Below are 22740 nucleotides of genomic sequence, written 5' to 3'. Positions count from 1 at the left end.
AGGCGCTCCTTCAGTCGGCGTGCGGGTTCAGCGCGAGGCGGGTGACAGGCGCAGGCCGGTTTTTTTCAGGATGCGGCTGCTCACCAGCATGTCGTCGGCGGCGCAGGCGTCCCCCAGCAGGTAGCGCAGGTGTTCGCGGTAGCTGTCGATTTCTTCGCGGCTGCGGCCATGGACCATGGCGAACAGGTTGTAGCGCCAGCCCGGCTGGCGCGGGCGCCGGTAGCAGTGGCTGACGAAGGGCTGCGCCCCCAGCAGGGCGCCGAGACGCGAGATGTCGGCATCGGCCACGTCCCAGACCGTCATGCCGTTGTGGCGATAGCCCAGGCGATAGTGATTGGGCACGGCGGCAATGCGGCGGATCGCACCGTCGGCCTGCAGGCGCTTGAGCAGGTCGAGGGTGGATTCCACGCTCAGTTCCAGTTGCTCGGCCAGCCAGGCCCAAGGGTCTTCGAGCAAGGGCAGGCCGGCCTGGGTCAGTTCCACCAGGCGCAGCGCCAAGGATGTTTCATCCAGCCGTGGCGGCGCTTGCCACAAAGACTCAGACGGGGAAATACAGGCCGACATGGTAGGTCTCCTCTTTGGGCAGGTTCAGCGGCACCAGGCCGGTCAGGTGTTCGATGTGCAGCAGGGTGTCGTTGATCGCCTGTTCGCTGGGGCAGGCGAGCACGAACCACATGTTCCAGGTGTGCTCGCGGCGGTAGTTGTGGGCGACCTCGGGCATGTCCGCGAGCAGCTCGGCGATGGCCTCGAAACGCGGCTCGGGCACCGCCAGCGCCGCCAGGGTGAACGCACCGCCCAGGCGATCGATATCGAACATCGGGCCGAAGCGGGTGAGTACACCGTCGTTGAGCAACTCATGCAGGCGATCGAGCAATTCGCTACTGCTGCTGTCCAGCTCTTGGGCCAGGGCCTGCCAAGGGTGGCGCACCAAAGGCAGGCCCAGTTGCAGGCGATTGATCAGGCGGCGGTCCAGGTCATCCATCGATATGGGCTCCGACCGGGGCGGCGTAACGTGCGCCGCATTGCTTGAACAGGTGCGTGCTGAACAGCAACTGGTGGGGCAAGTCGTCCAGCCGATGTTCTTCAAGCAGCGCCTGGATCTGGGCCTCGACACGGTCGCGCTGGCGACCATGGATCATGCAGAACAGGTTGTACTGCCACTGGGGCAGGCGCCTGGGGCGTTGGTAGCAAAGGCTGATGCCGGGCGCTTGCCCGAGGCGACGCCCGACTTCATCGACCAAGGCGTCCGGCACGTCCAGCACGAGCATGGCGTTGGCGGCAAACCCCAAGGCGCGATGGTTGACCACCAGGCCGACACGGCGGAACAGCCCCTGTTCATGCCAGTGCTGCACCTGTTCGAGCACCTGTTGCTCGCTGGCCTCGATCTGCTCGGCCAGGGCCTGGAAGGGGCGCGATGTCAGGGGCAGGCCGGTTTCCAGCAAACGGCGCAGTGCCAGTGACTGTTGTTCGCTCAGGGCGTTTTTCATGGGGTGGCCTCCAGGGCAAAGCCCAGGTCGATGCGATAGGCGGTCAGCATGGGCAGGTCCAGTGGCGTGAGACCGGTGTCGTTCTCCAGTTCCTGGAGGATGTTTTCCAGGTGGGCGCGGTTGGGGCCGGTCAGCACGAACCAGAGGTTGTAGCGATGTTCGCGGGCATAGTTGTGATTGACTTCCGGGTATTGGCTGATGCGTGCCGCCACCTGGTGCAAGCGCTCTTCGGGTACGGCCAGAGCGGCCAGGGTGCTGGCCCCGGCCCGGGTGTGTTCGAACACCGGGCCGACCCGCGACAAGGTCCCGGCCACTTGCAGGTGTTGCAGGCAGTCGATGACCTGGGCTTCGCTGCAGCCCAAGGTCTGGGCCATGGCCCGATAGGGCTCGGCGCACAACGGCAGGCCATGCTGGAATTGATCGATCAGGCGTCGGGCCAGTGAGCTGGAGGTCATGGTCAGTACCCCGGCTTGTGCGCGCGGCTGCTGAAGAAAATGCCGCTGGGGCTGAGGGCCGGCAGGCTGCTCAGACGCTCGAGCCGATACGGGTTCCAGACCTGGACCTCGCCACCGTCCCGGGCAGACAACCACAACTGGTCACCCCGCGCGGTGAACTCCATGTGCAGCACCGCCGGGCCTGGCCGCAGATCCGCGACGATGGCGTGGGTCTGGGTGTCGATGACCTGGACGCGGTCGTTGTCCGGGTAGGCGAAGTTGACCCACAGCTGCCGACCGTCCGGACGCGCCGTGACGAACACTGGTTGACCGGCCACGGCGATGGTGTCGGTCTGTTGCCAATCCTGGGCGTTCATCACCAACACCTGGTGATGCCCGACCGCAGGCACGAAAGCTTGCTGGTCGGCCATGGCCCAGCCTTCCAGATGCGGCATCTTGTACACCGGGAGCCGCTCCTGGCCGCGACCGTAATGCCCCAGTACCCGTTTCACCCCAAGCTCCGGGTGCCAGAGATCGAGTTGGGCCATGCCGTCTTCACCGAACAGCCCGGCCATGTAATAACGCCCGTCCGGGGTGATCAGGGCATCGTAGGGTTGCTGGCCGATAGCGGTGAAACGTTCGATGCGCGGGGTGAGGCCTTGGCTGAAGTCGGCGGTCCAGATCTCACCCGTGTCGAACAGGCTGAACACGAAGCGTTGCCCCGGCGCGTCCACCAAGCCGACCACCCGTGAGCGCTTTGGTCCGCCGGGCAATGGTGTGGCCGGGATGTCGGCGACCTGTTCCAGGGTCTGGGCATCGAATACCTTGACGCCGCCGGGCTCGTAGTTGGAGACCGCGATCAGCTTGCCGTCCTGGCTGATTGCACCGCCGATGCTGTTGCCGCCCTGGATGATGCGCCGCTCGATGCGCGCACTCAGCAGGTCGACTTTGCTCAGGCCTCCATCGCGGCCGAACACGTAGGCGTAGCGTTGGTCGCGGGAGAACACCACCGAGGCGTGGGACAAGTCGCCCAGGCCTTCGACGCGGCCCAGGGCGGTGCGGGTGTCGCTTTCAATGATTTGCAGGCTGCCGGTGGCGCGCTCCACCACCACGCCCAAATCGCCGGTGCCGCGCAACGGTGTCTGGGCGCAACCGCAGAGCAGCAGGGCGATGGCGGAGGAGGAGAGGATAGAACGGATCATGAGGCGGGTTTTCCTTGAAGGAGCCGGTCCACCAGCCAGCGGATGTCGTCGGGTGCAAGCAACGGTGCCCAACCGGGCATGGCGCTGCCGGGCCGTCCGAGGGTGACGGTGGCGATGAGGCTGTCGCGGGATTTTCCGGCCAGGGCTTCGTGGGTGAGGGGTGGGCCGAGGCCGCCGGTCATGTACAGGCCGTGGCAGGCGCCACAATCCTGGTCCAGCAGGTGTTGCAGTTGGGCCTGGCGCTGGCTGTCGGGAGCGGCCAGCACGCAGGACGAAAGAACCAAGAGCAGGGCAGTCGCCAGGGTTGTAGCACTGTGTCGTTCCATGACGTCCTCCTGAATCAAAATCGTGCGCGGTCCTGTGGCGAGGGAGCTTGCTCCCGCTGGGCTGCGAAGCAGCCCCGATAACGACCTGACGACTCAGTGTGTCAGGCAAAACCAGGGGGGCTGCTGCGCAGCCCAGCGGGAGCAAGCTCCCTCGCCACAGGGTTTGTGTCAGACAGGTCTCCCTGCCGGGTTTATTTAAGGGTCAGGACCCACGCCGCCAGGATCTTGGCTTCCTCTTCCGTCACGGGGTTGGCCGGCATCGGCATCGGTCCCCAGTTGCCTTGCGTACCTTCCTTGATGTGCTTGGCGAGCAGATCCTGTGCTCCGGCGACGCCGGCGTTTTTCGCCGCGACGTCCTTGAGCGCCGGGCCCACCACCTTGGTGTCAATGGAGTGGCAGGCCGCGCAGGGCTTGCTCTTGAACAGCGTCGGGCCGTCTTGCGCCAATGCCGGCAGGCTGTAGGCGGCAGTCAAGGCCAGGGCAATCAGAATAGGCTTCATGGTTTTTCCTCTTATTGATGGGGCTCAATAGATGTCGTGTTGGGTGTTGTAGACGTTGAATTTCCCCGTCGGGGTGATCAGGCGTTTGTCCTTGATCACGTTCTTGACCTTGAGGGTCTTGTCGTCGATCACCACCAGGGCCGACTCGTCTTCCTGACCACTCCAGACCGAGAACCAGACCTCGTCGCCGGCCTTGTTGTATTCCGGTTGCACCACACGCAGCGCGCCTTTCTTGATACCGGCGTACTCGGCAATCGGCAGCACGGTGTAGCCGGCGTCGAGCTTGTCGATGTTGAACACCGCTACCGACTGGCTGAGCTTGGCGTCGGGGCTGAGGGTGGTGTCGACATACAGATGACGAGACGCGGGGTGAGTCTTGATGAACAGCGAACCGCCACCCTGGCCCTGGAGCGAACCGACCTGTTTCCAGGCGTATTGCGGGTGATTGACCGGGTCGGTGCCGATCAGCGAAACGCCGGCATCGCCCAAGTGGCTGGTGGCCCAGACCGGTCCGTAGAGGGGGTGGTTGAAGTTGGCGCCGCGGCCCGGGTGCGGGGTCTTGCCAACGTCCACCAGGGCGGTGAGCTTGCGTTCCTTGGAGTCGATCACCGCGACCTTGTTGGAGTTGTTGGCGGCCGTCATGAAGTAGCGATGGCTGCTGTCCCAACCGCCGTCATGCAGGAACGGTGCGGCGTCGATGCTGGTGATGGTGAGGTTCTTGATGTCCTGGTAATTGACCAGCATCACCTTGCCGGTTTCCTTGACGTTGACGATGAACTCCGGCCACTCGTGGGAGGCGATGATGGCCGCGACCCGAGGCTCGGGATGGTACTGCTGGGTGTCGACGGTCATGCCGCGGGTCGAGACGATCTGCTTGGGCTCCAGGGTCTCGCCGTCCATGATGGTGAACTGCGGCGGCCAGTACGAGCCGGCGATGGTGTACTTGTCTTCGTAGCCCTTGAACTTGGAAGTTTCCACCGAGCGGGCCTCGATGCCCACCTTGATTTCCGCGACCTTGGTCGGCTCTTTCGGCCACAGGTCGATCATGTCGATCTTGGCATCCCGGCCGATCACCAACAGGTAGCGACCCGACGCCGAGATGCGCGAGATGTGCACCGCATAACCGGTGTCGATCAGCTTGACGATCTTCTTGCTGTCGCCGTCGATCAGGGCAATCTTGCCGTCGTCGCGCAGGGTCACCGAGAACAGGTTCTGCAGGTTGAGCGTACTGATCTGTTTGGTCGGCCGGTCTTCAGGCTTGACCAGCACTTTCCAGGTCTTGCGGGTTTCGGCCATGCCCCATTCCGGTGGCGTCGGCGGGGTGTGCTGGATGAACTTGGCCATCACCGTGATCTGGTCTTTGGTCAGGGCATTGGAGGTGCCCCAGTTCGGCATGCCGGCGGCCGAACCGTAGGTGATCAGCGCCTCCAGGTAGGCTTGGCCGCGCGATTGGGTGATGTCGGGTGTCAGCGGCTTGCCGGTGGCGCCTTTGCGAAGCACACCGTGGCAACCGGCGCAGCGCTGGAAGTAGATTTCCTTGGCCGTGTCGAAGTCGGCCTGGCTCAGGTCGGGCGCGCCTTCGGTCTTGACCACGCGGGGTTGCTCCGGCGCGGCGGTTTGGTCGGCGAAGGCGTGGGGGGCGGCCAGCGCTGTACACAGCGCCGTGACCCGCAGGGCCCACGATTTTTTGTGGCTGATCAGCATTCCATTTCTCCTCAGGCGTGACCCGCGCTGCGCTGTAATTGACGTTCGGCGCGCAGGTTCTTGGTGCGGTGCAAGGCTATGCCCAGGCCGGTGGTTAGCCGCTTGACGGCGATCAAGTTTGCCCGCCGCGGCCCTTGCCAGGTTGTCGCAGGGCACCGTAGCGTGGCCTGCAATCGTGTTGTCCGAGCAGGCCTTGCCATGAACGCTATCCATACTTTGCAGCACCCCGACGAACCCTTTTATCAACCCCAGGACAACGAGCAGGCGATGTTCGAACAGGCCTGGCATCACGGCATGCCGGTGCTGATCAAAGGCCCGACCGGCTGTGGCAAGACCCGTTTCGTCCAGCACATGGCCCACCGCCTGAAGCTGCCGCTGTACACCGTGGCCTGCCACGATGACTTGAGCGCGGCCGACCTGGTGGGGCGTCACCTGATCGGCGCCCAGGGCACCTGGTGGCAGGACGGGCCCTTGACCCGGGCGGTGCGCGAGGGCGGTATCTGTTATCTGGATGAGGTGGTCGAAGCGCGCCAGGACACGGCCGTGGTGTTGCACCCGCTGGCCGATGATCGTCGGCAGCTGTACCTGGAACGCACCGGCGAAGTGCTGCAGGCGCCGCCGTCCTTCATGCTGGTGGTGTCGTACAACCCCGGTTACCAGAACCTGCTCAAGGGCATGAAACCCAGCACTCGCCAGCGTTTCGTGGCGATGCGCTTTGGCTATCCGGCGGTGGCCGATGAAGAGCGTATCGTTGCCCGCGAGGCGGGGGTCGATCTGGCCCTGGCGGCTCAGGTGGTGCGATTGGGACAGGCGCTGCGCCGGCTCGATCAGCATGACCTGGAGGAAGTTGCCTCGACGCGCCTGCTGATTTTCGCCGCGCGCATGATCGGCTCCGGCATGGACCCGCGCCAGGCTTGCCTGGCGTGCCTGGCCGAGCCATTGAGTGACGACCCGCAGACCGTTGCAGCGTTGATGGATGTGGTCGATGTCCACTTTGGCTGAAACCGTTGCCGTGCCCCGACGTTTGCCCGGGGACCTGGCGATGTGGTTTTTCATCCTCGCCGAGTTGTCGGTGTTCGCGTTGTTGATCCTGACGTTCACCGTCGCCCAGGCGTTGTACCCACAGACTTTCAGCGAAGGCCGGCAATTGCTGGACCGCTCCACGGGCCTGGCGATGACCCTCAGCCTGCTGACGGCCGGGTTGTTCGCCGCCCTGGCCCAGGAGCAGGTCAGGCAGGACCGGCCACGTCGGGGGGCGTTGTTGCTGTGGGTGGCGTTGCTGCTTGCTTCGGGCTATGTGGGGATCAAGCTCACGGAGTACGCCCATCTGTTGGCGAACGGCCTGGGGATGGAGCACGACACCTTCTTCACTTTGTACTGGATCCTCACGGGGTTTCATTTCCTCCATGTGCTGCTGGGCATGGTGATCCTTGGCTGGCTGGCCGAGGGCTGCCGGCGCCGTCGCTATGGGGCGCAGCGCAACAGTGGGCTGGAATCCGGCGTGCTGTATTGGCACATGGTCGATCTGGTCTGGGTGCTGTTGTTCCCGGTGGTCTACATCCTTGATTGAGCGGAGGTGCTCATGTCGGCTTCCCGTGTCTTGATTGCTTGCTGGATGATGCTGGCCGTGCTGAGCACCGGTACCGTTGCCCTGGGCCAGATCGCGGCTGCCGGGCTGGTGTCCATCGCCATCCTGGTGGTCGCGGTGACCAAGGCCTGGCTGATCGCCGACGGCTTCATGGAACTGCGCCATGCACCGCGATTGTGGCGTGGGTTGATATTGAGCTGGGCGGTGCTGTTGGCGGTGCTGATCGCCTCGACACTTCTGTCAGGCACATAACCCGTGGCGAGGGAGCTTGCTCCCGCTGGGCTGCGCAGCAGCCCTATTCCTAACAACCTCACTCTACCTGACACACCGTGCCGGCAGGTTTTGGGGCCGCTTCGCGACCCAGCGGGAGCAAGCTCCCTCGCCACGGGATCGGTGCTGCAGGAACAACCCACCAAAACCATCGGAGATTCTTGATCGCCATCAAGCGGTTTCCGACCCCTCGCTTCCTAGAATGAACACGCCAAGCAATGAGGAAGTGACCATGTCAGATACTTTCACCAAAGGCATGGCCAGGAATATTTATTTCGGGGGAAGCATCTTCTTTTTCCTGATATTCCTGGCCCTGACCTACCACACGGAACAGACCTTTCCAGAACGCAGCAACCAGGCGCAATTGACGGAATCGGTGATACGCGGCAAGGGCGTCTGGGAGCGCAATAACTGCATCGGCTGCCATACCCTGCTGGGCGAGGGCGCGTACTTTGCGCCGGAGCTGGGCAACGTGGTCAACCGTCGCGGTGGCGATGAAGCCTTCAAGCCGTTCCTGCAGGCCTGGATGAAAATGCAGCCGCTGAACGTTCCGGGGCGTCGGGCCATGCCGCAGTTCAACCTGAGCGAGCAGGAGGTCGACGACATCGCCGAGTTCCTCAAATGGAGCTCGAAAATCAATACCAATGGCTGGCCGCCAAACAAGGAGGGCTGAGAGATGAGCATGGCTAATCCGCATCTGAAATTCGCCTCGCAGGCCGTCGCCAAACCCTACTTCGTGTTTGCCCTGATGCTGTTCCTGGGGCAGGTGTTGTTCGGTTTGATCATGGGGCTGCAATACGTGGTCGGCGACTTCCTGTTCCCGCTGATCCCTTTCAACGTGGCCCGCATGGTCCACACCAACCTGCTGATCGTCTGGCTGTTGTTCGGCTTCATGGGCGCCGCCTATTACCTGATCCCGGAGGAGGCCGATCGCGAACTGCATAGCCCGAAACTGGCGCTGTTGCTGTTCTGGGTGTTCGCCGCCGCTGGCGTGGCGACGATCCTGGGCTACCTCTCGGTGCCTTATGCAACGCTGGCGAAGTTCACCGGCAACGACTTGCTGCCGACCATGGGGCGCGAGTTCCTGGAGCAGCCGACCATCACCAAGATGGGCATCGTGGTGGTGTGCCTGGGGTTCCTCTACAACATCGGCATGACCCTGCTCAAAGGTCGCAAGACCACGGTCAGCATGGTGATGATGACCGGACTGATCGGCCTGGCGGTGTTCTTCCTGTTCTCCTTCTACAACCCGGAAAACCTCGCTCGCGACAAGTTCTACTGGTGGTGGGTGGTGCATCTTTGGGTCGAAGGTGTCTGGGAACTGATCATGGGTTCGATGCTTGCCTTCGTCCTGATCAAGATCACCGGTGTGGACCGCGAAGTGGTCGAGAAATGGCTCTACGTGATTATCGCCATGGCACTGATCACCGGGATCATCGGCACCGGTCACCACTTCTTCTGGATCGGCGCACCCGAGGTCTGGCTGTGGGTGGGCTCGATCTTCTCGGCGATGGAACCGCTACCGTTCCTGGCCATGGTGGTCTTCGCCTTCAGCATGGTGAAAAACCGTCGTCGGCAACACCCGAACCGCGCCGCCACGTTGTGGGCCAAGGGCACCACGGTCACCGCGTTCTTCGGTGCGGGCGTCTGGGGTTTCCTGCACACCCTGGCACCGGTCAACTACTACACCCACGGTTCACAACTGACTGCGGCCCACGGTCACCTGGCCTTCTACGGCGCCTACGCAATGATCGTGATGACGCTGATCAGCTACGCCATGCCACGCTTGCGTGGGTTGGGTGAAGCAGCGGACGAACGTTCCCAGCGGTTGGAGATCTGGGGCTTCTGGTTGATGACCTTGTCGATGGTGATGATCACCTTGTTCCTCACCGCTGCCGGTGTGGTCCAGGTGTGGTTGCAACGCTGGATGGCGGATGGCAGTGCCTTGCCGTTCATGGCCACGATGGATCATTTGAAGCCGCTGTTCTGGGCACGACTGGTCAGCGGTATCGGGTTCCTGGCCGGGTTGCTCTGCTACCTGTTCAGCTTCCGTCAACGTGGCCGTGCGGCCCTGCGGGCACCAGCGGCGGTGGTGCCTTCGTGAGTCACCACAGCGACTGAGCCGGACTCATTTGTGGTGAGGGAGCTTGCTCCCGCTTGGGTGCGCAGCGCCCACAAAAAAGGGGGCTGCTGCGCACCCCAGCGGGAGCAAGCTCCCTCGCCACGAAAGCGGTGTGAGCCAGTCCCTTCAGCGCAACGGCTTAAGAGGAGAATAACCATGGCATTCACCCTGGAGCTGGAAGAATGGGTCGGCAGTGTCTGGCACCGTTTCATCACCCGTCGGGCCAGTGCTGATTTTCCTGAGGCCCGGGTCGAGCTGGTGCCCCGGCAACGCTCGTTGCAGGTGCTGTTTCGCGCCACTGGCGGTGCGCCTCACCTGGGGGTGGAAGCGGTCAGCGACCGCGACCTGTTGTTGCGTCGCAACCTGTTGCAGCAGATTGCCGGCACCTGCAAGCAAGTGCCCCTGGCCTGTTGCGATGGCGATAACCTGCGGCTGCCGGCGAGCCTGGCGACGTTCCCCGATGTCGGGCTCAACGAAGAGCTGTATCGCTGGCTCGCGTTGCTGGCCGCGCAGTCGGGGCCGATGAAGCACTGGGGACGGGACAATCAGCGCTGGACCCTGGCGGTGTTGAAGCGCTACCCGGCGCTGCGCCCTCGCTACCGGCGACTGGTGGAGGCGCACCTGTCCCTGCGCCCCGATCCGGCCACGCTCAACCCGGCCGAAGCCGCCTTGGAACGGGCGTTGTGCCAGGCCTTGCGCGAACCGGGCAGTGTCGAACATTTTCCACGCAGCGAGCGGGCGGCCTGGCCGTTGCCGCTGTGGCTCTACCCACCCCAACACCTGGCCAATCCCCAGGCCGCCAACCTTGAGGAGTCCGAGCAATACCTGGCGACGCCGCCCGGTGAACAGCAGGGCGGGCGCAAGCGCGCCGAGCGAATCGACGACACCACCCGTGACGGTGGGCTGCTGATCGTGCGTCTGGAAAACCTGTTCAGTTGGACCGAGCACGTGGACCTGGATCGCTGGGCGGATGACAGCGAAGACCCGGACGCCGCTCGCGTCGCCGAGGACCTGGACCAGTTGACCTTGTCACGCACCCGCATACGCAAGGGCGGTGGTTTGAAACTGCACCTGGACCTGCCGCCGGCCGATGTGGATGACCTCCCGTTGGGCGCAGGCATCCTGTTGCCGGAATGGGATTACCGCAAGCAACGACTGCAGGACGACTTCGTCAGCCTGCAAACCTTTACCCCTCGCGATTGCCAGCCCCAGCCGTTGCCCGCGCGCCTGCGAAGCTCGGCCCAGCGCTTGCGTCGCCAGTTCGAACACTTGCGCAACGATCGCCAATGGTTGCGCCAGCAAACCCAAGGCTCGGAACTGGACTTGCAAGCCTGGCTGGATTTCCACGTCGAACGCCAGCACGGGCAGTGCAGTGAACGCGGGCTGTTCATGGACCAGCGTCAGACGCGCCGCGACCTGGCCTGCCTGCTGTTGGCCGACCTGTCGATGTCTACCGATGCCCACCTCAACGACGAACACCGGGTGATCGACGTGATTCGCGACAGCCTGTTGCTGTTCGGCGAAACCCTGTCGGTGCTGGGGGACGATTTTGCCTTGTACGGGTTCTCTTCCTTGCGCCGCCAACAGGTGCGCATGCATGAACTCAAGGCCTTTGACCAGCGTTATGACGACCACACCCGGGGGCGGATCCAAGGGCTCAAGCCCGGTTACTACACGCGCATGGGCGCGGCGATTCGCCAGGCCACGCAACGGTTGGCGGGCTGCAAGCGGCGGCGCAAATTGTTGTTGCTGCTCAGTGACGGCAAGCCCAATGACCTGGACCTCTACGAAGGACGCTACGGTGTGGAAGACACCCGCCAGGCAGTGCTGGAAGCCCGGCGCCAAGGGCTGACGCCGTTCTGCATCACCATCGATCGCGAAGCGGGGGATTACCTGCCGTACATGTTCGGGGCCAACGGCTACACCTTGATTCGCCAGCCCGAGCAACTGCCGCTGCGTTTGCCGCAGTTGTACCGGCAATTGACTCAGGATTGAGGACTCAGGCGATGCTGCGGGGCAGCCAGAAGAACATGCCGAAGCAGAAGATCGTCAAGCCGACACAGAACCAGGTGAAGCGTCGCAACCGACGCTCGCTGGCCTTTGCGGCCTCGACTGGCAGGGGCATGCCGCACTGGCGACATTCGGTCTCGTGTATCGGGTTGGCTTGTTGGCAATACAGGCAAGTGGGCTGCGCGCTCATTCGAATTGCTCCAGGCGCAGGCGATCGAGAATGGCGATCTGGCGACCGTCCTGGGTGATGATTTTTTCATCGATCAGGCGCCGGATGATCCGCGAGAAGGTTTCCGGCTGGATCGACAAGTGCCCGGCGATCAACTGCTTGGCCATCGGCAATTCGAACTGGCTGTCCACGGTTTGCAGGCGCACCAGTTGCGTCAGCAGGTAGCGCACCACGCGGTGAGTGGCGTTCTTCAGTGACAGGGTTTCAATCTCGTTGACCCGTTGGTGCAGGCGTACACAGAGCTTGCCGAGCAGGGCGAAGGTCAGCCGGCTGTTGCTTTGCAGCAGACGCATGTAGGTAGCGTTGGACAGCCGGTATACCTGGGTCGGGCCGACGGCTTCAGCGGACGCGACGTAGTTGGGGGTGTCCATCAGCATCATGGCTTCGGCGAAGGTCTGGCGCTCGCCGATCACCTCGAAGACCTTTTCCTGGCCATCCGGGGTCAGCCGGTAGATTTTCACGGCACCGGAAATCACGAAGTAAAACGCCTGCGCCGGCTCTCCCTGGCGGAACAGCGGATCGCCCCGGTCGATGTTCAGCAGTTGGCTGTTGCTCATCAATTCGTTGAGCTCTTCTTCGTTCAAAGGCTCGAACAGGTGATGGCTGCGCAGAATCTGGTGATGGACGCGGTGGAGCACCATGGCATGGAATCCTTGTAAGGGCGAAAGAGGTGGTCGGGGTCAGACCAGGCTCAGGGACAAGCCGCTGGCTAGCGCCACGACGCAGGAGAGCAAGACGAACCAGGTAAACGGCAGAACGACGGATTTCATGGATGACCCCGACAAGAAAGGTGATGCCGTGCCTGAGCAAGAGACGGGCCATGCCTGCCGGCGTTGATTCATGGGACGTTAGAGTCAGTTAGGGTAAAAATGACCCTGGCGCAATCGGGTTAAAACAACCACGAAAGGGTCATAAGTACCCCGTTAGGCTACAGTCCCTGTGGGAGCGAGCTTGCTCGCGATGGCGTCGGATCAGTCAGTATTGAGTTGTCGGGCCCACCGCCATCGCGAGCAAGCTCGCTTCCACAGGGGGTAGGGGTATTTAGCGAATGGCTCGACCCGGTTCGGCAAGCCCCTTGCAAGTGACTGGTCGAGGCACCTGGCTGGCTTGATCTGAGACAAGGCCTGCCAGCGCCGATAGCCGATCATTCGAACCCTGGTTTGTCGTACTTCGCTGGCGGTTCAGCGAGGCAAAAGGAGTGATGTATGCAAGTGCTTGACCGTCGCAAGGCCATGGCCATTCTGCCGCTGTGGCGCCTGGCGTTTCGGCCGTTCTTCCTGGCGGGCTGCGTGTTGGCGCTGTTGGCCATTCCCCTGTGGCTGCTGGCGTTCACCGGGCGCTTGTCGACCTGGCAGCCAGCCGGCGGCTGGTTGGCCTGGCATCGGCATGAACTGTTGTTCGGTTTCGGCCTGGCGATCATTGCCGGGTTCCTGCTGACGGCGGTGCAAACCTGGACCGGAATCCCCGGCCTCAGCGGCAAGCGCCTGGCAACGCTGGCGTTGTTGTGGCTGGGCGCGCGGCTGGCCTGGTTGGTGGATGCGCCCTGGCCGTTACTGACGCTGCTGGAGCTGGGTTTTGCCCTGGCGGTCGCCGCGCTGATGGGCGTGATGTTGTGGCGTGTGCGGCAGAAGCGCAATTACCCAATTGTGCTGGTATTGCTGCTGTTGGCCGCCGCCGATGCGTTATCCGTATACGGCCTGGTGCAGCACGACGAGGGCTTGCAACGCCAGAGCGTGCTCACCGGCCTGTGGCTGGTGGCGGCGATGATGGGGTTGATCGGCGGGCGCGTGATTCCATTCTTTACCCAGCGCGGCCTCGGTCGGGTCGAGGGCGTTACCCCTTGGCCGTGGCTCGATCGCCTGTTGCTGGCAGGGGCGGCGCTGGTGGCGTTGTTGTATGCCTTCGGTCCGGCGCTGGTGACCAGCGTCTGGGTCGGCCTGTTGTTCGCCGCGTTGGCGGTGGGCCACGGGATTCGGCTGGTGCGTTGGCATGATCGGGATTTGTGGCGGGTGCCGCTGCTGTGGTCGTTGCACCTGGCCTACGCCTGGCTGGCGGTGGCTTGCCTGGGCATGGCGCTGTGGCACTTCGGCGTGCCAGTGAACCCGAGCCTGGCGGTGCATGGCCTGACCATCGGCGCCATGGCCGGGTTGATCCTGGCGATGGTTGCCCGTGTCAGCCTGGGCCATACCGGGCGCGCCCTCGAGCCGCCGGCGGGCATGACCCTGGCGTTCATCCTGCTGAACCTGGCGTGCCTGAGCCGCGTGCTGTTGGTGCTGCTGTTGCCGTTGGCCGGGCTGTGGCTGGCGGCGCTGTGCTGGACACTGGCGTTCGGTCTATACGCCTGGCGCTATGGGCCGATGCTGCTCAAGGCTCGGGTGGATGGGCATCCGGGATGAGCCGACTGGGCAGAGGGAATCGATAATGTACGGGGTCTTGCTGGTTACCCACCTGTTGGCGGCCATCGCCTTCATTGGCACGCTGTTTTTCGAGGTCTTCATCTGGCATGGCGCCCGTCGGCCGTTGGCCCAAGGCGTCAAGGACGCTGCCGACCAGGCTATCGCCCAGCGCTCGCGGCACGTGCTGCACGGCGTCGTGCTGGTGCTGTACGGCGCCGGCATGGCCCTGGCCTGGCAGCATCGCGGCGCATTGAGCCAGCCGTTGAGCAACAGCTTCGGCCTGCTGCTGAGCCTGAAGATCCTGCTGGCCCTGAGCATCATCGGTCACTATTTGTGGCTGGCGTACTGGCTCAAGCGCGGTCGCCTGACGCCGAACCGAGCCTGCTGGTTGCGTCGCAGTATCCTGGGGCACATGGTGTTGATCGTGGTGTTGGCCAAGGCGATGTTCTATTGGCAGTTTTGAGCAGGGATGGGAGCAACGAATGCCTGTGGGAGCAAGCTTTGCTCCCACAGGCGTAATGGGCAATGTTTGTGAGAGTTAACGGGCAGGCTTCATCGCATTGACGAACAACACATTGTTTTCCAGGTGGATGTGCTGCATCAGGTCATCACGAAACTCCACCAGCCCGCGATACAGGGCGCGCCAGGTGTTGCAGGCGTCGGCGGGCGGGGTGATCTGGTCGGTCAGGGCGAGCATGGTGTCCAGGGCTTCACCGTGCTGGTCGTGTTCGTAGCGCAGCACCTGGATCGGCGCCGAGGCCCGTTCGCCCAGGCCTTGTTGCAGCATCGGGAACAGCACCTGTTCTTCCTTGAGCATGTGGCCTTCGAGTTCCTGGTACATGTCCTGCAGGTGATCGGCCAGGCCGTTCGGGCAACTGGGTCGCGCACCGTGGACCTGCTCGACGCGCCGGGCCAGACGGATCAGTTCCGGCAGCTGTTCGCGATGGCGTGCGTGGTAGCGCTCCAGGATGTGGCCAATCAAGGTCGCCTGGGGTTCGTCGCGCCAGTCATGGCCCAGCTCCCCAGCGGCTTGCAAGGTGCGCAGGGCGTCGGCGATCAGCAGCGGGTTCAGGCCTTTGCCCAGCGCCGCTTCACGCAAGGACTTTTGCCCGCCGCAGCAGAAGTCGAGGTTGTAATGATGGAAGGTACGGGTTGCACCGGGAATATCGCAGGCCAGTTGGCCGAGGCTTTGTTCCAGCAAATCGAGGCTCATCATGTTTCCTTGGGGTTGAATCCCGGCAGGGACGGATGAACGGACTTTGCAGTCGACGTGCCAGTTTCAACTGATTGAAAATAAAGCATTAAATTTTTGGCAGGGTGATTGTCACCCTGACTGTTGAGGGTCAAACGAACCCTGGAGGGTCATCACTACCATGCTGCGTGAAAGCCTGGCCGCCGACCTGATCGTCGAGCTGCCCAATGCGGTGCGATTGCAGCGCCTGGTGCAGACCCTGCGCGAATACTTCAACAGTGGCGCCGTGGGATTGTTGCGCCTGGACGACGACAGCCTCAGGCCCGTGGCGACCGTGGGCCTGGTCCACGAGGCGCTGGGCCGACGGTTCGTGATTGCCCAACACCCACGCCTGGCGGCAATCATGGCCTCGCGCGAACCCACCTGGTTCGAGCCTGACAGTCGCTTGCCGGACCCTTATGACGGCTTGCTCGACAACCATGTCGGCGAGCCGCTGCCGGTGCACGACTGCATGGGCGTAAGCCTGTATGTGGAAGGCCGGCTCTGGGGCGCGATCACCCTCGATGCGTTGCACGCCGGCACCTTCGACAGCCGCGCCCGAGAGGAACTCAAGCGCTGCACCTTGCAGATCGAAGCGGCGGTGCGAGTCACTCGGCTCGAGCAGGAAAACCGCAGCCTTAGGGCCTCGCGCAGCGACCCGGCGGACCTGCGCCTGCCGGCCGAGGAGGGCGAAATCCTCGGCCGTAGCGAGGGGCTGCAACAGTTGCTCAACGAGTTGGATGTACTGGCCGACTCCGAACTGCCGGTGCTGTTGCTGGGCGAAACCGGCGTGGGCAAGGAATTGTTCGCCCGGCGTCTGCATCGCTTGTCCCGGCGCGCCCACAAACCATTGGTCCAGGTCAATTGCGCGGCGTTGCCGGAGTCCCTGGCCGAAAGCGAATTGTTCGGCCACGTCAAAGGCGCGTTCTCTGGCGCGACCACCGACCGCGCCGGGCGTTTCGACGCGGCCAATGGCGGCACTCTTTTTCTCGACGAAGTCGGCGAGTTGCCGCTGAGTGTGCAGGCCAAGCTGCTGCGCACCTTGCAGAACGGCGAGATCCAGCGCCTGGGGGCGGACAAGCCGCTGCACGTCGATGTGCGGATCATCGCCGCCACTAACCGGCACCTGCCTGACAGCATTCGCGACGGGCTGTTTCGCGCCGACCTGTACCACCGGCTTTCGGTCTACCCGGTGCCGATCCCACCGCTGCGCGAGCGTGGCCACGATGTGTTGATGCTGGCCGGGCACTTTCTCGAACTGAACCGCACGCGCCTGGGCTTGCGTGGCTTGCGCCTGTCACCGGCGGCTGAACAGGCGCTGCTGGCGTACTCCTGGCCGGGCAACGTGCGGGAGCTGGAACATGTGATCAGTCGCGCGGCGTTGAAGCAACTGAGCCGGGGTGCCAGTCGCAGCCTGATCATGACCTTGGAGCCGCAGGTGCTGGATCTGGATGTCAATGCCGGCGCCGTCACGGCCCAGGCGTTGCCGGAGAGGCCCCTGGAAACGCTCGATGCGCCGTTCCAGCCCTTGGGTGAGGCGGTTGATGCTTGTCAGCGACAGGCAATCCTCACGGCTCTGAAGCGTTGCGGGCAGAATTGGGCGGGGGCGGCGCGGTTGTTGGAGGTTGATCCGAGTAACTTGCATAAGCTGGCGCGGCGGTTGGGGCTCAAGTAGCCGTTGATCTGTCAGGCCGCGTTGCCTTCATCGCGAGCGAGCTTGCTCGCGATAGCGCCCTTCAACTCACCACAAGAACCACCATTGACAACGATCAAGGCCCACCATCGCCGCAGAATCCACACTGGCCCAAACCCATCGTGGAGATCACCGTCATGCCCCTTTCCCTGGCCAAAATGCGCCGCCAGTACACCCTCGATGGCCTGGATGAAGTCCAGGCACCCGACGACCCCATGGCTTTGTTCAGGCTCTGGATGCAACAGGCCCGAGACACCGAAAGCCCGCCGGTGGAAGCCAACGCCATGGCGTTGGCGACGGTGGATGAGCAGGGCCGGCCTCACTGTCGGGTGTTATTGCTCAAGGGCTTCGACGCCCAGGGCTTTTCGTTTTTCGGCAACTACGACAGCGCCAAGGGACAGAACCTGGCGGCCAACCCGTGGGCGGCCATGACGTTTTTCTGGCCGGGGCTGGAGCGGCAAGTGCGGATTGAAGGACTGGTCTGCAAGCTTGATCCCGCGTTGTCGGATGCCTATTTCGAGTCCCGTTCCGTCGCCAGTCGCCTGGGTGCCTGGGCGTCGCCACAAAGCCGACCACTGGAGGACAGGGCCGCGCTCGAGACCTTGCTGGTGCAAACCGAACAACGTTTCGCCGATCAACCGGTGCCACGTCCCGCGCATTGGGGCGGCTATTGCCTGCGACCCGAGCGACTGGAATTCTGGCAGGGCCGCGCTGACCGTTTGCACGATCGCCTCGACTACCGCCTGCAGGATGGCGCCTGGCAGCGCAGCCGCCTGGCGCCTTGAGCGCCGAGGGAGGTACCTCCAAGGAGGAATAGGCCCGGCAACGATTGCGGTTCAGGCTGGGCCATCTTTTCTGACAGGACGGCTGATCATGGCCCATCTGACGCAACGCCTCTTTCAACCACTGAACATCGCGGTCCTTACCATCAGCGATACGCGAACCTTCGAAACCGACACCTCGGGCCAAACCCTGGCGGACCTGCTGCAAACAGCCGGACACGTGCTCATCGACCGTGGGCTGGTGAAGGACGATATCTACCAGATCCGCGCCCAGGTCTCCCAATGGATCGCCGACCCCAAGGTGCAGGTGGTGTTGATGACCGGCGGCACTGGGTTCACCCCGCGCGACAACACCCCCCAAGCGGTGGCGCCGTTGCTGGACAAGCACGTCGACGGTTTTGGTGAGTTGTTCCGCCAGGTGTCCCTGGCGGAAATCGGTATGTCCACGCTGCAATCGCGCGCCTTGGCGGGCATGAGCAATGGCGTGCTGGTTTGCTGCTTGCCAGGCTCGCCGGGGGCTTGCCGGACCGGCTGGGAAAAGATCCTGGTCGGGCAACTGGACAGCCGCACTGGCCCGTGCAATTTCACCCCGCATCTCAAGCCGCAGGCCGGCATTGCTCCGACCGCCTGCGAGACACGCTCGTGAGCGGCAAGGTGTGCGACAGCGGCGTGCTGATGCCGGTGGATGAGGCGATTCGTCATCTGCTCGACCAGGCCCCGCCGCCACCGCCCGTGCAACGGGTTGGCCTGGACCAGGCCCTGGCGCGTGTGCTGGTCGCCGACATTCTGTGCCCGATGAACCTGCCGGCCTGGGATAACAGTGCGATGGACGGCTATGCCCTGCGGGCCGCTGACCTGCCGGGTGACGGCGGCTACCTGCTGTTGGGCGGGCGGATCGCCGCGGGTGACGAGCCGGGCGAGCCGTTGCAGGCCGGGCACGTCGTGCGGATTTTTACTGGCGCGCCGCTGCCACCGGGGGCCGACACGGTGGTGCCGCAGGAAAGCTGTCGCGTCGATGGCGAGCGGGTCTGGTTGCCGTCGGTCAGCGGCGGTGACCATGTTCGCAAGGAAGGCGAGGAACTGCGTCGAGGAGACCGGCTGCTCGAAGCCGGCACGCGCTTGCGTGCCCAGGAGTTGGGTTTGCTCGCCGGTGCCGGCGTCGGCCAGGTGGACGTCTATCGCCCCTTGCAAGTGGGCTTGCTCAGCAGCGGCGATGAGCTGCGCGAGCCGGGCGAGCCACTGGCGCCAGGACAGATCTACAACAGCAATCGTCATAGCCTCGCCGCACTGCTGCGCGGTTGGGGTGTCGAGGTGCATGACTTCGGGGTCATGCCCGACCAGCTATTGGCTAGTCGACAAGCGTTGCGCCTGGCCGCCGCCGAATGCGATGTGCTGATCACATCGGGCGGTGTCTCGGTGGGTGAAGAAGACCACCTCAAGCAAGCCATCGAAGCCTTGGGCAGCATCGACCTCTGGCGCCTCGCCATCCAGCCGGGCAAGCCCCTGGCCTTTGGGGATGTGGAAGGCAAGCCATGGATTGGGCTACCGGGCAATCCTTCAGCGGCGTTGATTACCGCGTTGATCGTCGTGCGTCCCTTCCTGTTCCACGCCCAAGGCATGCGCGACGTGCTGCCTGTACCGTTGCAACTGCCGGCCGGGTTCGATTGGCTCAAGCGCAACCGACGCCGGCAGTACCTGCGGGCCAGGTTGGTCCCGGATGCCAACGGCCACCTGTGTGTGGAACTGCACCCTCAGCAAAGTTCGGCGATGCTGACGGCCGCTTGCTGGGCCGATGGGCTGGCGGTGGTGGAGTGTGAGGCGCAACTGCACAAGCACGATAAAGTGCTGTACCTGCCATTCGCGAGCCTGATGCATTGACGGCAATTGATTGCCGTCAAGGTCGCCGGCCGAGGGCTGGCTAGACTGGCGGCGCTTGAGTTTTTCTCATGAGGATGCCCCATGCAACTGGTTTGCCCGGCAGGGAATCTGCCTGCCCTCAAAGCGGCGGTGCGCCAAGGCGCCGATGCCGTCTATGTCGGCTTTCGCGATGACACCAATGCTCGGCATTTTGCCGGGCTGAACATGGACGACAAGCAGTTCGACGCGGCTGTCGCACACATCCGTCAGCACCAACGCAAGCTGTACGTGGCGGTCAATACTTACCCGCAGCCCAAGGGCTGGGAGCGCTGGCAACGGGCGGTGGACCGTGCCGCCGATTTCGGCGTGGATGCCCTGATTGCCGCCGACCCCGGCGTGCTCGGCTACGCCAGCCAGCGTCACCCGAAACTGGCGCTGCACCTGTCGGTACAAGGCTCGGCGACCCATGCCGCGGCCCTGGCTTTTTACGCCCAGCGCTATGACATCCGCCGCGCCGTGCTGCCGCGGGTACTGTCCCTGGCCCAGGTGCGACAGGTGGCGGCTGCCAGCCCGGTGCCGATCGAAGTGTTCGGTTTCGGCAGCCTGTGCATCATGGCTGAAGGCCGTTGCCACTTGTCTTCCTACATCACCGGCGAATCGCCGAACCTGTGCGGCGTCTGCTCGCCCGCCAAGGCGGTGCGCTGGAGCGAGGATGCCCAAGGCCTCAGCGCACGCCTGAGCGAGGTGCTGATCGACCGCTACACCCCCGAAGAACCGGCCGGTTATCCGACCCTGTGCAAAGGCCGCTTCCTGGTAGGCGGCAAGCGTTTCCATGCGCTGGAAGAACCCACCAGTCTCGACACCCTTGACCTGTTGCCGGAGCTGGCGGCCATCGGCGTCGAAGCGGTGAAGATCGAAGGTCGCCAACGCAGCCCGGCCTATGTTGAACAAGTGACCCGGGTCTGGCGCGCCGCACTGGATGCCCACCAGGTCGCGCCGCAACGGTTCCGGGTGCGGGAAGAATGGCGCCAGGTGCTGGCTGGCTTGTCCGAAGGCAGCCAGACCACCCTGGGTGCCTACCATCGATCATGGCAATGAGGGGAGGCCAGATGAAACTCAGCCTGGGACCGGTCCTGTTTTACTGGGACAAAGCGCAACTGGGGAATTTCTATGCCGAGATGTCGGCATTGCCGCTGGACGTGATTTACCTGGGGGAAACTGTGTGCTCCAAGCGCCGGGCCTTTTCTCTGGATCAATGGCTGGGGCTGGCGCGCGAGCTACAGACGTGCAGTCGGGCACAGATCGTGTTGTCGAGCCTGACACTGATCGAAGCGGCTTCGGAGCTGTCTTCGCTGCGCCGTCTGTGTGACAACGGCCAATTATTGGTGGAAGCCAATGACATGGGCGCGGTGCAGTTCCTGGCCGAACGCAAGCTGCCTTTCGTGGGCGGTCCGGCGTTGAATTTGTACAACGGTCACGCCCTGGGCCAATTGCTCGACAGCGGCATGGTCCGCTGGGTGCCACCGGTGGAGTGTTCGGCGGCGCTGATTGGCGATGTGCTGGAGCAAGTGCGAGACATGGAGCGTGAGGTGCCTGAAGTCGAGATCTTTGCCTACGGCCATCTGCCCCTGGCTTACTCGGCGCGCTGCTTCACCGCTCGTGCCGAAAACCGGCCCAAGGATGACTGCCAGTTCTGCTGCATCAATTACCCCGATGGCCTGGCGCTGAGCAGTCAGGAGGGCCAGCCGTTGTTTACGCTCAATGGCATCCAGACGATGTCCGGTGAGGTGAGCAACCTGCTGGCTGATTACAACGCTCTGGTGGCTTGCGGGGCCGACATCCTGCGCTTGAGTCCGCGAGCCCAGGGCATGGCCGAGGTGGTCAGCGCGTTTGATCGCGTGCGCCAGGGGGAGGCGCCGCCGCTGTTTGTCGAGGGCTGCAACGGCTACTGGCACGGCCATGCCGGCATGTTGAAGGTAGAGGAGGCGGGCCTGTGTTGAGTCCGAAGAAGTGGGTGCTCAAGGGCGCTGACCGCTTGCTGCCGCTGGTGGGCAAGGTGCCGTTCGTGGTGCAGCGCCTGGCGTTGCAACAGGCGCTCAATCGTTGCCTGGCCGAGCCGCTGCGCGATGGCGGGTTCGATGTGCTGCGTGGACGCTGGTTGTGCCTGCGGGTGCCGGACCTGAAGTTGTGTTGGTACCTGACCCTGGCGCGGGATGGATTGCGCATCGCCGAGCGGGCCGAGGCCCAGGTCACCATCAGCGGTAACTGGCGCGAGTTCCTGTTGCTGGCCAGCCGTCAGGAAGACCCCGATACGTTGTTCTTCCGGCGACGGCTGGTGATCGAGGGGGACACGGAGCTGGGGCTGGCGCTGAAGAACCTGATCGACAGTCTTGATCCGGAGGTATTGCCGCCTTGGTTGTGGCGCAATCTGGAGCGGGCGGGCAAGGGGTTGGCGACCGTGTGATGAAGCCTTCGACTGCATTGCCCCTGGTGTATTCCTGCTCCGGTTGCTCCAATGTTGCGCAACTGGCCAACACCGTCGCCCTGCGCCTGGACCGCGCCGGGTTGGCCGAGATGTCCTGTATCGTCGGGGTCGGCGGGCATGTGGCGCCGCTAGTCAACAAGGCACGCTCGGGGCGGCGGATCATTGCCTTGGACGGTTGCCCGTTGCAATGCGTCCAGGCGTGCTTGCAGCAACACGACCTGGAAGCGGATGTGCATGTGATCCTGAGTCAGTTGGGCTGGCGCAAGCGTTTCGGGGTCGAGTGCTCGCAAGAAGAGGGTGATGCGTTGTTCGAGCGGTTGATACCGATGATAGGGGTTGATCAAAGCCCCTGAGCCAAACACCGATCCCGTGGCGAGGGAGCTTGCTCCCGCTGGGGGCGAAGCCCCCCCAAGTTTGCCACTGC

The 22740-nt window shown here is 63.6% G+C and carries 27 protein-coding genes; 16 read left to right on the top strand and 11 right to left on the bottom strand.

The window, feature by feature from the left end; all coding sequences use genetic code 11:
- Positions 1-27: 27 nt before the first annotated feature.
- The 8 genes from BLT00_RS04315 to BLT00_RS04280 form a co-directional block, all read right to left on the bottom strand.
- Complete coding sequence (locus BLT00_RS04315) at positions 28-564, bottom strand: siroheme decarboxylase subunit beta (RefSeq protein ID WP_092145788.1); 537 nt, start codon at positions 562-564, stop codon at positions 28-30.
- Positions 539-982: an Lrp/AsnC family transcriptional regulator gene (locus BLT00_RS04310; protein WP_092145786.1), complete on the bottom strand. Its 444-nt coding sequence runs from the start codon at positions 980-982 to the stop codon at positions 539-541. Before BLT00_RS04310 ends, BLT00_RS04315 begins: the two co-directional genes overlap by 26 nt.
- A complete protein-coding gene (locus tag BLT00_RS04305) occupies positions 975-1487 on the bottom strand; it encodes a siroheme decarboxylase subunit beta (protein WP_063320831.1) in 513 nt (170 codons plus the stop codon). The genes BLT00_RS04310 and BLT00_RS04305 overlap by 8 nt, the downstream gene beginning before the upstream one ends.
- A complete protein-coding gene (locus BLT00_RS04300) occupies positions 1484-1942 on the bottom strand; it encodes an Lrp/AsnC family transcriptional regulator (RefSeq protein ID WP_063320832.1) in 459 nt (152 codons plus the stop codon). Before BLT00_RS04300 ends, BLT00_RS04305 begins: the two co-directional genes overlap by 4 nt.
- Before the next feature lie 2 nt (positions 1943-1944).
- Positions 1945-3123 (bottom strand): cytochrome D1 domain-containing protein, encoded by a 1179-nt coding sequence (locus BLT00_RS04295; RefSeq protein ID WP_092145784.1) that lies wholly within the window; start codon positions 3121-3123, stop codon positions 1945-1947.
- A complete protein-coding gene (locus BLT00_RS04290; protein WP_092145782.1) occupies positions 3120-3449 on the bottom strand; it encodes a c-type cytochrome in 330 nt (109 codons plus the stop codon). The genes BLT00_RS04295 and BLT00_RS04290 overlap by 4 nt, the downstream gene beginning before the upstream one ends.
- Before the next feature lie 191 nt (positions 3450-3640).
- On the bottom strand, positions 3641-3949 hold the full coding sequence (locus BLT00_RS04285) for a c-type cytochrome (protein ID WP_063320835.1): 309 nt from the start codon (positions 3947-3949) through the stop codon (positions 3641-3643).
- Between the two features lie 24 nt (positions 3950-3973).
- Complete coding sequence (locus tag BLT00_RS04280; RefSeq protein ID WP_092145780.1) at positions 3974-5653, bottom strand: cytochrome D1 domain-containing protein; 1680 nt, start codon at positions 5651-5653, stop codon at positions 3974-3976.
- A gap of 267 nt (positions 5654-5920) precedes the next feature.
- Here BLT00_RS04280 and BLT00_RS04275 point away from each other — a divergent pair, with 267 nt between their 5' ends.
- The 6 genes from BLT00_RS04275 to BLT00_RS04250 all read left to right on the top strand — a co-directional run bounded on the left by BLT00_RS04275 (position 5921) and on the right by BLT00_RS04250 (position 11628).
- Positions 5921-6655 (top strand): CbbQ/NirQ/NorQ/GpvN family protein, encoded by a 735-nt coding sequence (locus tag BLT00_RS04275; protein WP_371856181.1) that lies wholly within the window; start codon positions 5921-5923, stop codon positions 6653-6655.
- A complete protein-coding gene (locus BLT00_RS04270; protein ID WP_063320837.1) occupies positions 6639-7223 on the top strand; it encodes a cytochrome c oxidase subunit 3 family protein in 585 nt (194 codons plus the stop codon). The genes BLT00_RS04275 and BLT00_RS04270 overlap by 17 nt, the downstream gene beginning before the upstream one ends.
- A 12-nt stretch (positions 7224-7235) precedes the next feature.
- A complete protein-coding gene (locus tag BLT00_RS04265; RefSeq protein WP_092145778.1) occupies positions 7236-7493 on the top strand; it encodes a cytochrome C oxidase subunit IV family protein in 258 nt (85 codons plus the stop codon).
- Positions 7494-7743: 250 nt separating this feature from the next.
- Positions 7744-8184: a c-type cytochrome gene (locus BLT00_RS04260; protein WP_003202495.1), complete on the top strand. Its 441-nt coding sequence runs from the start codon at positions 7744-7746 to the stop codon at positions 8182-8184.
- 3 nt (positions 8185-8187) lie between these two features.
- Positions 8188-9615, top strand: coding sequence for a cbb3-type cytochrome c oxidase subunit I (locus tag BLT00_RS04255; protein WP_092145776.1), 1428 nt, complete (start codon positions 8188-8190; stop codon positions 9613-9615).
- 174 nt (positions 9616-9789) lie between these two features.
- Entirely contained in the window at positions 9790-11628 is a 1839-nt protein-coding gene (locus BLT00_RS04250) for a nitric oxide reductase activation protein NorD (protein WP_092145774.1), read from the top strand.
- Positions 11629-11632: 4 nt separating this feature from the next.
- On the opposite strand, the gene BLT00_RS04245 is transcribed toward BLT00_RS04250, so the two are convergent.
- Positions 11633-11833, bottom strand: coding sequence for a protein DnrP (locus tag BLT00_RS04245; protein ID WP_072347903.1), 201 nt, complete (start codon positions 11831-11833; stop codon positions 11633-11635).
- Positions 11830-12513: a Crp/Fnr family transcriptional regulator gene (locus BLT00_RS04240; protein WP_003202487.1), complete on the bottom strand. Its 684-nt coding sequence runs from the start codon at positions 12511-12513 to the stop codon at positions 11830-11832. The genes BLT00_RS04245 and BLT00_RS04240 overlap by 4 nt, the downstream gene beginning before the upstream one ends.
- A gap of 564 nt (positions 12514-13077) precedes the next feature.
- Here BLT00_RS04240 and BLT00_RS04230 point away from each other — a divergent pair.
- Positions 13078-14268, top strand: coding sequence for an NnrS family protein (locus BLT00_RS04230; protein ID WP_092145770.1), 1191 nt, complete (start codon positions 13078-13080; stop codon positions 14266-14268).
- 25 nt (positions 14269-14293) lie between these two features.
- Entirely contained in the window at positions 14294-14731 is a 438-nt protein-coding gene (locus BLT00_RS04225; RefSeq protein WP_063320844.1) for a hypothetical protein, read from the top strand.
- 75 nt (positions 14732-14806) lie between these two features.
- Here BLT00_RS04225 and ytfE read toward each other — a convergent pair whose 3' ends face one another.
- Complete coding sequence (gene ytfE, locus BLT00_RS04220) at positions 14807-15481, bottom strand: iron-sulfur cluster repair protein YtfE (protein WP_092145768.1); 675 nt, start codon at positions 15479-15481, stop codon at positions 14807-14809.
- 160 nt (positions 15482-15641) lie between these two features.
- Between ytfE and norR the strand changes: the two genes are divergently transcribed.
- The 8 genes from norR (at position 15642) to BLT00_RS04180 (ending at position 22669) form a co-directional block, all read left to right on the top strand.
- Positions 15642-17174 (top strand): nitric oxide reductase transcriptional regulator NorR, encoded by a 1533-nt coding sequence (gene norR / locus BLT00_RS04215; protein ID WP_092145766.1) that lies wholly within the window; start codon positions 15642-15644, stop codon positions 17172-17174.
- Positions 17175-17329: 155 nt separating this feature from the next.
- Positions 17330-17977: a pyridoxamine 5'-phosphate oxidase gene (gene pdxH, locus BLT00_RS04210; protein WP_092145764.1), complete on the top strand. Its 648-nt coding sequence runs from the start codon at positions 17330-17332 to the stop codon at positions 17975-17977.
- A gap of 88 nt (positions 17978-18065) precedes the next feature.
- The gene (gene moaB / locus BLT00_RS04205; RefSeq protein ID WP_092145763.1) at positions 18066-18620 is read left to right on the top strand and encodes a molybdenum cofactor biosynthesis protein B; all 555 of its coding nucleotides are present in this window, start codon (positions 18066-18068) and stop codon (positions 18618-18620) included.
- A complete protein-coding gene (gene glp, locus BLT00_RS04200) occupies positions 18617-19852 on the top strand; it encodes a molybdopterin molybdotransferase MoeA (RefSeq protein ID WP_092145761.1) in 1236 nt (411 codons plus the stop codon). Before moaB ends, glp begins: the two co-directional genes overlap by 4 nt.
- A gap of 81 nt (positions 19853-19933) precedes the next feature.
- Entirely contained in the window at positions 19934-20929 is a 996-nt protein-coding gene (locus BLT00_RS04195; protein ID WP_092145759.1) for a ubiquinone anaerobic biosynthesis protein UbiU, read from the top strand.
- Between the two features lie 11 nt (positions 20930-20940).
- Complete coding sequence (locus tag BLT00_RS04190; protein ID WP_092145757.1) at positions 20941-21831, top strand: U32 family peptidase; 891 nt, start codon at positions 20941-20943, stop codon at positions 21829-21831.
- Positions 21825-22295: a ubiquinone anaerobic biosynthesis accessory factor UbiT gene (locus BLT00_RS04185; RefSeq protein WP_053184645.1), complete on the top strand. Its 471-nt coding sequence runs from the start codon at positions 21825-21827 to the stop codon at positions 22293-22295. The genes BLT00_RS04190 and BLT00_RS04185 overlap by 7 nt, the downstream gene beginning before the upstream one ends.
- Positions 22295-22669 (top strand): putative zinc-binding protein, encoded by a 375-nt coding sequence (locus BLT00_RS04180; protein WP_092145755.1) that lies wholly within the window; start codon positions 22295-22297, stop codon positions 22667-22669. Before BLT00_RS04185 ends, BLT00_RS04180 begins: the two co-directional genes overlap by 1 nt.
- Positions 22670-22740 lie beyond the last annotated feature (71 nt).

Source organism: Pseudomonas sp. NFACC51 (genome assembly GCF_900103575.1).
In the GTDB taxonomy this organism is placed as follows: domain Bacteria; phylum Pseudomonadota; class Gammaproteobacteria; order Pseudomonadales; family Pseudomonadaceae; genus Aquipseudomonas; species Aquipseudomonas fluorescens_Q.
Note: the sequence above shows the minus strand (reverse complement) of the source record. Positions and strands in the feature narration are given on the sequence as shown.

Coding starts and splice junctions, on each gene's coding strand:
- BLT00_RS04305 (WP_063320831.1), bottom strand. CDS start 1,487: ATGAAAAACGCCCTGAGCGAACAACAGTCACTGGCACTGCGCCGTTTG.
- BLT00_RS04270 (WP_063320837.1), top strand. CDS start 6,639: ATGTCCACTTTGGCTGAAACCGTTGCCGTGCCCCGACGTTTGCCCGGG.
- ytfE (WP_092145768.1), bottom strand. CDS start 15,481: ATGAGCCTCGATTTGCTGGAACAAAGCCTCGGCCAACTGGCCTGCGAT.
- BLT00_RS04300 (WP_063320832.1), bottom strand. CDS start 1,942: ATGACCTCCAGCTCACTGGCCCGACGCCTGATCGATCAATTCCAGCAT.
- BLT00_RS04190 (WP_092145757.1), top strand. CDS start 20,941: ATGAAACTCAGCCTGGGACCGGTCCTGTTTTACTGGGACAAAGCGCAA.
- BLT00_RS04275 (WP_371856181.1), top strand. CDS start 5,921: ATGTTCGAACAGGCCTGGCATCACGGCATGCCGGTGCTGATCAAAGGC.
- BLT00_RS04230 (WP_092145770.1), top strand. CDS start 13,078: ATGCAAGTGCTTGACCGTCGCAAGGCCATGGCCATTCTGCCGCTGTGG.
- BLT00_RS04280 (WP_092145780.1), bottom strand. CDS start 5,653: ATGCTGATCAGCCACAAAAAATCGTGGGCCCTGCGGGTCACGGCGCTG.
- BLT00_RS04240 (WP_003202487.1), bottom strand. CDS start 12,513: ATGGTGCTCCACCGCGTCCATCACCAGATTCTGCGCAGCCATCACCTG.
- BLT00_RS04225 (WP_063320844.1), top strand. CDS start 14,294: ATGTACGGGGTCTTGCTGGTTACCCACCTGTTGGCGGCCATCGCCTTC.
- BLT00_RS04255 (WP_092145776.1), top strand. CDS start 8,188: ATGAGCATGGCTAATCCGCATCTGAAATTCGCCTCGCAGGCCGTCGCC.
- BLT00_RS04290 (WP_092145782.1), bottom strand. CDS start 3,449: ATGGAACGACACAGTGCTACAACCCTGGCGACTGCCCTGCTCTTGGTT.
- pdxH (WP_092145764.1), top strand. CDS start 17,330: ATGCCCCTTTCCCTGGCCAAAATGCGCCGCCAGTACACCCTCGATGGC.
- BLT00_RS04285 (WP_063320835.1), bottom strand. CDS start 3,949: ATGAAGCCTATTCTGATTGCCCTGGCCTTGACTGCCGCCTACAGCCTG.
- BLT00_RS04195 (WP_092145759.1), top strand. CDS start 19,934: ATGCAACTGGTTTGCCCGGCAGGGAATCTGCCTGCCCTCAAAGCGGCG.
- BLT00_RS04310 (WP_092145786.1), bottom strand. CDS start 982: ATGGATGACCTGGACCGCCGCCTGATCAATCGCCTGCAACTGGGCCTG.
- BLT00_RS04315 (WP_092145788.1), bottom strand. CDS start 564: ATGTCGGCCTGTATTTCCCCGTCTGAGTCTTTGTGGCAAGCGCCGCCA.
- BLT00_RS04295 (WP_092145784.1), bottom strand. CDS start 3,123: ATGATCCGTTCTATCCTCTCCTCCTCCGCCATCGCCCTGCTGCTCTGC.
- BLT00_RS04245 (WP_072347903.1), bottom strand. CDS start 11,833: ATGAGCGCGCAGCCCACTTGCCTGTATTGCCAACAAGCCAACCCGATA.
- BLT00_RS04265 (WP_092145778.1), top strand. CDS start 7,236: ATGTCGGCTTCCCGTGTCTTGATTGCTTGCTGGATGATGCTGGCCGTG.
- moaB (WP_092145763.1), top strand. CDS start 18,066: ATGGCCCATCTGACGCAACGCCTCTTTCAACCACTGAACATCGCGGTC.
- norR (WP_092145766.1), top strand. CDS start 15,642: ATGCTGCGTGAAAGCCTGGCCGCCGACCTGATCGTCGAGCTGCCCAAT.
- BLT00_RS04250 (WP_092145774.1), top strand. CDS start 9,790: ATGGCATTCACCCTGGAGCTGGAAGAATGGGTCGGCAGTGTCTGGCAC.
- BLT00_RS04180 (WP_092145755.1), top strand. CDS start 22,295: ATGAAGCCTTCGACTGCATTGCCCCTGGTGTATTCCTGCTCCGGTTGC.
- BLT00_RS04260 (WP_003202495.1), top strand. CDS start 7,744: ATGTCAGATACTTTCACCAAAGGCATGGCCAGGAATATTTATTTCGGG.